Genomic DNA, 6,850 nt, shown 5'->3' with positions numbered 1-6,850 from the left:
TACCTAAAATAATGCGGAAAAAAGATAGCCCCGTCTTTTTAAAGCGGGGTGGTATTTTGACACCAAGAGGTTTGATCGATTATGTGGAATGAGCGATATAGCCAAACAGAATATGCCTTTGGCAAAAATCCTAACGACTTTCTAGTAGAAGTTATTCAACAGATTCCCAAGGGTATTGTACTTTGTTTAGCCGAAGGGGAAGGCAGAAATGCCGTTTATTTAGCACAGCAGGGATGTCAGGTGACTGCTGTCGATGCCTCTCCTGTTGGCTTAGAGAAAGCCCATAAATTGGCAGCAGAGCGTTCTGTAAAGATAGAAACCATCGTCACAGATTTGGCTGATTTTACAATTCAACCGAATTCCTGGGATGCGATCGTTTCTATTTTCTGTCACTTACCACCGAACCTGCGTGCTAATATCCATCGACAAGTGGTTTCTGGATTGCGATCTGGTGGTGTGTTTGTACTGGAAGCGTATACACCTCGTCAACTAGAATTCAAAACGGGAGGTCCGCCCAATGCCGATTTAATGATGGAACTGACAACGCTCCGGCAAGAATTGGATGGGTTAGAGTTTAAACAGACCGCAGAAGTTGAGCGAGAAATTCAGGAAGGACTGTTTCATCAGGGACATAGTGCTGTCGTACAATTACTGGCTATGAAACCATAATTAGCGCAGTGGAGACGATGGGAGGATGAGAAAATAATCACATCACGAAACATCTCATCTTACCTTCTTGCTTTAGTTATTTAAAGAACGAGAAGAAGCAAGAATTACTGACGCACTGCTGATACCTATTTTCATCAAGCAGGGTTTCAAGCATGATTGAGAAATTAAGCGATCGCGTAATCGGCTCACTTAATAACAGTTAAACGGCATAAAGGAAACATCAAGGAGCGAGATGATGAAAAAACAATGGTATGAATCTCTTTTTGAAAATTACGGATTGAAATATGATAATGAAAATTTCACACAGGGTACTGTTGGTGAATGCGATTTCATTGAAAGGGAGATAAATTTTGATAAGTCATTAAAAATATTAGACGTTGGATGCGGAACTGGCAGACATACAATTGAATTATCAAATAGGGGATATAACGTTACTGGGATTGACCTATCAGAAGCTCAACTTGCTAGAGCGAAGCAAAAAGCAGAAAGTTATAATTTAAAGATTGATTTTCAAAAACAAGATGCAAGAAATCTTTCATTTAACAATGAATTTGATGTTGCAATCATGCTTTGTGAAGGTGGATTTCCATTGATGGAAACAGATGAAATGAATTATGAAATACTCAATTGTGTGACAAAAGCACTCAAAGAGAATGGTAAATTGATATTTACAACTTTAAATGGATTATTCCCACTGTATAATTCTGTTGAAAATTTTTGCGCTTCAACAACAAAAGAAGGCAATGCCGCATATCGAAGCAATACATTTGATTTCATGACATTTCGAGACTACAATGTTACGGAATTTGAAGACGACTCTGGAAATAAAAAGACTCTTGAATGCAATGAAAGATATTACGTTCCCAGTGAAATTACTTGGTTGTTAAAGTCCCTCGGATATAAAGAAATTAATATATTTGCAGCAAAGCTTGGAGCATTTTCTAGAAATGACAAGTTGACAACCGAAGATTTTGAAATGCTGGTTATTGCTGAAAAATAACTATGAAACAAAAGCGCGATAAGCAAAGCTTAATGCCAAAGGCATATCGCACTCCCTACAAAAAAACCCACACGAACCACATTCGTTTTTTTTTACAATATTGTAGTTTGAAGGATGGGAAAAATTGTTGGCGATCGCAGCAAATCCTCACTCAAAGCATCGCACACAGTAACCAGCAGTAAGAGCGATCGCACCAAACCCTCACCAAAGGCGATCACAAAAATTTGATCCAGCATCCACAAGGCAATTCAGGCTAATGTTGTGCCTTGGCAAAAAAGAATTACTACCCTTCACAGGTAGTAATATGGAAACTTTCCTTAAGATAAGTCGTTAGAATCACGTCACCTATGCTGCATACCATTCCGTAATTTCTCGGTTTAAGATAGTACGTTTGGCAAAGATAAGATAGTACTGTCTTATTGTTTGACGTGAGTTGCTACAGTGACAAACAATCAATTAGCGTATAAAAAGTACCTGCTCATCGATCTGGATGGAACTTTGACTGATACGGTGGATGTTGCTCTAAAGCCTATGAAAGACGGGCAAATAGACACTGATTTGTCGCAAATTCGAGTATTTGAGGGAGCCGCAAGCTTTTTAGCAGAGGCAAGAAGTTTAGGTTTTGAATGTATATAGGACTAGTATTTGATTTATGAAAAAGAACCGTACATCTGAAGAGAGATAAAATCAAACATAGTGTTTGCGAGAAACCACTCAAACATCCATTTTAAATGAGAGAATGTTGGAATTAAAGCACAGAAACGCCGAACCCATGTTTTTGCTTGCAGCCAAATGTCTTCTATCGGATTTTGTGACGGGCAATTTGGCGCAAAACGTACACAATGAATTTTCCATTGCTCTGGGGATAAATCTCGGTTAATATCACTTAAAAAATCTTTAACTAGATTTGAACGATGATAGGAAGCTCCGTCCCAAAAAATAAGTAATCTTTGGTCGGGAGATTGGTCTAATAAATAATGTAAATAATCAATCGTGTTGTCGGAATTACCAGCCCTATAGGCTTTGAGAATTAACTTGCCATTGAGATAGTCAACGGCACCATAGTATGTCTGTTTCTCTCGTTCGTTAACGACCGCAACTGCTATCTCTTGGTCTGTTTTTCCCCAAACATAACCAGTTAAATCTCCCCATAGGAGATGACACTCATCTATTAGTAGTACTCTCAGTTTTCCTGCTTCTATTTCTTCTCTATTGCTTGCCAACAATGACATGATTTGTTTTTTTTTGCAGCAACAGCCTCCTCGTCAGCTTTCGGGTTCAAGGCAGTAGTTTTCTTCCAACTAATTCCTGCTGCATCAAATAAATCGTAATAGCTACGTTTCGAGTTGTATATTACATCATATTCAAATGCCAATTTGTACTCTAGTTCCCCAAGCTCCCAGATATCTTTCGTTTGTAACCAACTTAATACCTCTTCTCGCTGTTCATCGCTCAGGTAACTTTTTCTTCCCTTATGATTTAACCGCAGTCCCCATATCCCGTATTCTTGGTAAGCTTGTTTCCAGCTTGTTATGGAGCCTAGTGACACATCTAAAATTGTTTGAATTTCCTCGTACTTGTAGCCTTGATAAACCAACTTCACTGCCAAAGCTTTTCTCATCTCACGAGCATCCGGGCGATTATCTATAAACTCCTGTAACTCTGCGATCGCCCTTTGCACGCCTCCCAACGGGAGCATTGCTGTGTCAAACTCTTGTGGGAGTCTCGTTGCTTGTAGATGCTGTTTCCCCATTGTTCCCTGTTAGACAAATATCTTTCTGAGTATTATCTCGCAGTTTTTTTTCAGAAATCAAATATGATTCCTATAGTTCTATCTGATTCTCACCCCAGGTATGTAAACCCGATTGTAAGAAATCTTCTTGGAGGAATAACTGCGTTATCACTTGCAGATAAGCCAAATACATTAAAGACTCTTAATTTTCTTCAAGAATTAGGCATTGATAACTTAGAAAATCTTTGCTATGTATTGGGTGATTCTTGGTTGGATATTGAGCTTGGAAGAGGTTTACAAGTTCCAACTATACTAACTGAATTTTATGAAGCAAAAACTCCAGAGCTAAGAGATGGTATTGGCGATTACGTAAAGAATGTCAAAAGTGGTCCCACTTATTTTGCCAAAAACTATTCAGAAATTTTGGAGATTCTTAGAAATCCATTGCATAAATTGTTGTGCTTGGAAGCTGGGCTTAGAGGTGTTAGCAGCCACATAGCAAGAAAACCTTGTTCTGATATTTTTAAAGAAAGCAAGTGGTCTATTCATAGAATTTTAGCTCGCCAAGCCCCAGGTGAATGCGATCAATACAACACTACAGACAAGTATTTTGAGTTTAACCGAGTAGATAGAAGCGAACAATTGCTTTATGCAATACGAGATTCTGTTATTACTTATTTTGATTGGATTCTAAGCAATCAATCCTACTCTTGGGAAATATTTACCTATGTTCCAGATAAAGGAACAACGCAGCCTGCGAATAAAATGGGTGAGTTGTTTAACCTCATCTCAGATCAAATTCGGCAAAGAACATATAATTTAGCCTGCCTCAACATATTTGAATGGAATGATAAGGTTAGCTCATCCACCCGTAAACAGCCTACAGCAGCAGATCGGCATAGTTTTGTGGACAGTAACTTAAGCCTCCGATATGGAGTGGATGTCAGAGGCAAAAATGTCATAATACTAGATGATCAATACACTACTGGAGCTACCGCAGATGCTTTAACTGAGCAGTTATGGAGTGGAGGAGCGGAAAACGTTTTCTTCATTGCGCTATTTCATCTTGTAGCAAATGTAAATAGCAATAGGCTATGTCCTGTTTGTAGTAAGCCAATACAGCTTAAAATCAATAGAACTACTGGTGAAAAATTCTACTCCTGTGTTCCACCTAAGTTCAACGGCAATGGGTGTGGATACAACGATAGCGGTAAACTTTGTCCTGTATGCTCGGAAAATGGAATGAGCAAGTACATGAGAATAAAAAAGAATAGTCAAAATGGTAAAGAATTCTACTCTTGTGTTCCACCTCAATATCACGGTAACGGATGTGGCTATACGGAGAATATAGGATGAAATGTAATTGTGAAGTAAGCTTTGCAATTCTTGCGCTTTCTCAACTAAAGCGCATAGGAGCAATCTTTATCAAGAAAAATCTCAGTTCTATACGGCAAAAACATCGTTGGTTTTACTCAACTACTGAAAAAAGTATTGAAAACCTTTTAACTTTAGTAAAAAAGAAATATTCACTTTCGGAAATTCAGGAAGCTATTTCAAAAGCAGAAGAAATTTTGGCTGAATGTGAATCTAATCAAATTGGATTCATGTCTATTATTGATGAGAATTATCCCAAAAAATTGCTTGAAATTAAAGATTCTCCTCCTGTACTTTTCTTTCGTGGAAATTTGTCCTTGCTTACGGTAGATGCTGTAACAATTATTGGAACAAGAAAACCCAATGACAACGGAAAGAGAATAGCTGAGAGGGTTGGAAAACACTTTGCTTCAAAAGGTTGGGTAATTTGCAACGGTTTGGCTGATGGTATAGATACGTTTTCAATCTTAGAACAAGAGAAGTTTTGCTTTGCAAAGGTTATTGGAGTAGTAGGTAGTGGGCTATCTAGCTCCGCTTTTCGTTCATTGCCCAAGCAATCTATTGCCAATATTGACTATGTGCTTGAAAAAGAAGGGCTTATTCTGTCTGAAATGCCTCCTTTAAAAAAACAAGATACTTTTTCGGTAGTCAAGTCTTGTCGAATTCAAGCAGGTATTGGAAAGGGAATAATTCTTATACAAAGCCCTCTAGATGGAGGATCAAAATTTACAGTCAAAGCTGCTGTTGATTCCAAAAGACCTCTGGGTGTTATCCGTCCTGTAAAGTCAGATATAAACAGGGAAGATTATGCTGCTAATATAAGAATTATTGAAGGTGGTGTTAAAGGTTTAGGTGAATTTGTAGAGCTAAAAAACTGCTCAAATCCTAAAATATTTGTTCTTTCCAGCAAAGAGTCATATCCAGAGTTTGAGTTGGAATTGGAACACAGTAACCAGGTACTTAAACTCAATATCTAAATCTAAATTTGGGTCTAATAACCATGTTGCACCGAATAGTAAAGATTTGTGGTTGGTGATGCAATTATCTGCCACCACTGAACAGGAAGGAAGGTTGTCTGTTGCGCGATCGCACTCCCTACAAAAAAACACGAACCACCCCAAACCATCAAATCCCCAACTTCCTCAAAATCCCCTTCGTGGAAACAATATGCTTATCCATTCCCAATTTTCCCGGCTTAATCCCCAACGCTAACCCAATTAACTCAGTAATATAAATCACAGGCAAGTTATAACTAACACCGTATTTCTTCTCAATATCCGGCTGTCTCAATTCCAAATTAGTAGAACACAAGGGACAAGCAAGGACAATACAATCTGCACCGAGAGATTTAGCCTCATCCAATAGCCGCTTCGTCAATTCAAAAGCTACATCTTCCTTGGGGACTAAAATTGGTCCACCACAGCATTTTGTCTTAGAACGAAAATCCACCACCTCTGCACCACAAGCTTCAGCTAATCTATCCATCGACATCGGGAACACTGGAGAATCCCATCCGGTGATATCTGCTGGTCTAGTTAACAGACAACCATAATAACAAGCAACTTTCAAACCTGTGAGGGGCTTTTTAACTTGATTAGCAATATCCAGGTCATTCGCTAAGACATCCACCACATTTCTGACTTTAATATTATTACCAGAAATAGACATACCCATATCTGTAAGAATAGTGGTAATTTTCTGCCGTTCTTGCTGATTTTCTAATGCTTTCGCTGCTTTCGCTGACTTATTGTAACAACCAGAACAAGCCGCTAATAAATCCGTATTTTGATTTTGTGCCAAAACCACATTCCTCGCTGCTAAAGCCATCCCCACATCATGGGAAACACCCCCAGCGATAGAACCCCCACAACAAGACCAATCTTGCAGTTCTTCTAGTTCAATTCCCAGCTCTCGCATCACCACTTTTGTTGATAAATCGAACTCCTTCGCAGTGGTATGCAAACTACATCCCGGATAGTAAGAATATTTCATGGTTGGTTTACCTTTGCTAATGCTTGACTAAATTTCTGGGGTTCTTTAACTTGGGCTGGTAATGGCGATAATTTACCTCGTAG

The 6,850-nt window shown here is 38.7% G+C and carries 9 protein-coding genes; 5 read left to right on the top strand and 4 right to left on the bottom strand.

The window, feature by feature from the left end:
• The first annotated feature begins 81 nt into the window (after positions 1-81).
• Both VB733_RS27095 and VB733_RS27090 read left to right on the top strand, forming a co-directional pair.
• Positions 82-669, top strand: coding sequence for a class I SAM-dependent methyltransferase (locus tag VB733_RS27095; protein ID WP_323343149.1), 588 nt, complete (start codon positions 82-84; stop codon positions 667-669).
• 232 nt (positions 670-901) lie between these two features.
• Complete coding sequence (locus tag VB733_RS27090) at positions 902-1,669, top strand: class I SAM-dependent methyltransferase (RefSeq protein WP_323343148.1); 768 nt, start codon at positions 902-904, stop codon at positions 1,667-1,669.
• Positions 1,670-1,761: 92 nt separating this feature from the next.
• On the opposite strand, the gene VB733_RS27085 is transcribed toward VB733_RS27090, so the two are convergent.
• Positions 1,762-1,905 carry a hypothetical protein gene (locus tag VB733_RS27085; RefSeq protein ID WP_323343147.1) on the bottom strand — a complete coding sequence of 48 codons (144 nt, stop codon included), beginning with the start codon at positions 1,903-1,905 and terminating at the stop codon, positions 1,762-1,764.
• Positions 1,906-2,110: 205 nt separating this feature from the next.
• On the opposite strand from VB733_RS27085, the gene VB733_RS27080 reads away from it, so the two are divergent.
• Positions 2,111-2,305, top strand: a complete 195-nt coding sequence (locus VB733_RS27080) for a hypothetical protein (RefSeq protein ID WP_323343146.1) — start codon at positions 2,111-2,113, stop codon at positions 2,303-2,305.
• Positions 2,306-2,319: 14 nt separating this feature from the next.
• Here VB733_RS27080 and VB733_RS27075 read toward each other — a convergent pair.
• Positions 2,320-3,422 (bottom strand): IS630 family transposase gene (locus VB733_RS27075; protein ID WP_323343145.1). Its coding sequence is split into 2 segments (ribosomal slippage): positions 2,320-2,918 and positions 2,918-3,422, totalling 1,104 coding nucleotides; the frame shifts between segments, so codons are not numbered across the junction.
• 63 nt (positions 3,423-3,485) lie between these two features.
• On the opposite strand from VB733_RS27075, the gene VB733_RS27070 reads away from it, so the two are divergent.
• Both VB733_RS27070 and VB733_RS27065 read left to right on the top strand, forming a co-directional pair.
• On the top strand, positions 3,486-4,757 hold the full coding sequence (locus tag VB733_RS27070; RefSeq protein ID WP_323343144.1) for a hypothetical protein: 1,272 nt from the start codon (positions 3,486-3,488) through the stop codon (positions 4,755-4,757).
• Positions 4,754-5,752, top strand: a complete 999-nt coding sequence (locus VB733_RS27065) for a DNA-processing protein DprA (RefSeq protein WP_323343143.1) — start codon at positions 4,754-4,756, stop codon at positions 5,750-5,752. The genes VB733_RS27070 and VB733_RS27065 overlap by 4 nt, the downstream gene beginning before the upstream one ends.
• Before the next feature lie 14 nt (positions 5,753-5,766).
• On the opposite strand, the gene VB733_RS27060 is transcribed toward VB733_RS27065, so the two are convergent.
• Positions 5,767-5,904, bottom strand: coding sequence for a hypothetical protein (locus VB733_RS27060; protein ID WP_323343142.1), 138 nt, complete (start codon positions 5,902-5,904; stop codon positions 5,767-5,769).
• A complete protein-coding gene (locus VB733_RS27055; RefSeq protein WP_323343141.1) occupies positions 5,901-6,767 on the bottom strand; it encodes a CoB--CoM heterodisulfide reductase iron-sulfur subunit B family protein in 867 nt (288 codons plus the stop codon). Before VB733_RS27055 ends, VB733_RS27060 begins: the two co-directional genes overlap by 4 nt.
• Positions 6,768-6,850 lie beyond the last annotated feature (83 nt).

The organism is Calothrix sp. UHCC 0171, assembly GCF_034931845.1.
GTDB lineage: Bacteria > Cyanobacteriota > Cyanobacteriia > Cyanobacteriales > Nostocaceae > Brunnivagina.
This window is presented reverse-complemented; position numbering and strand designations above follow the sequence as displayed.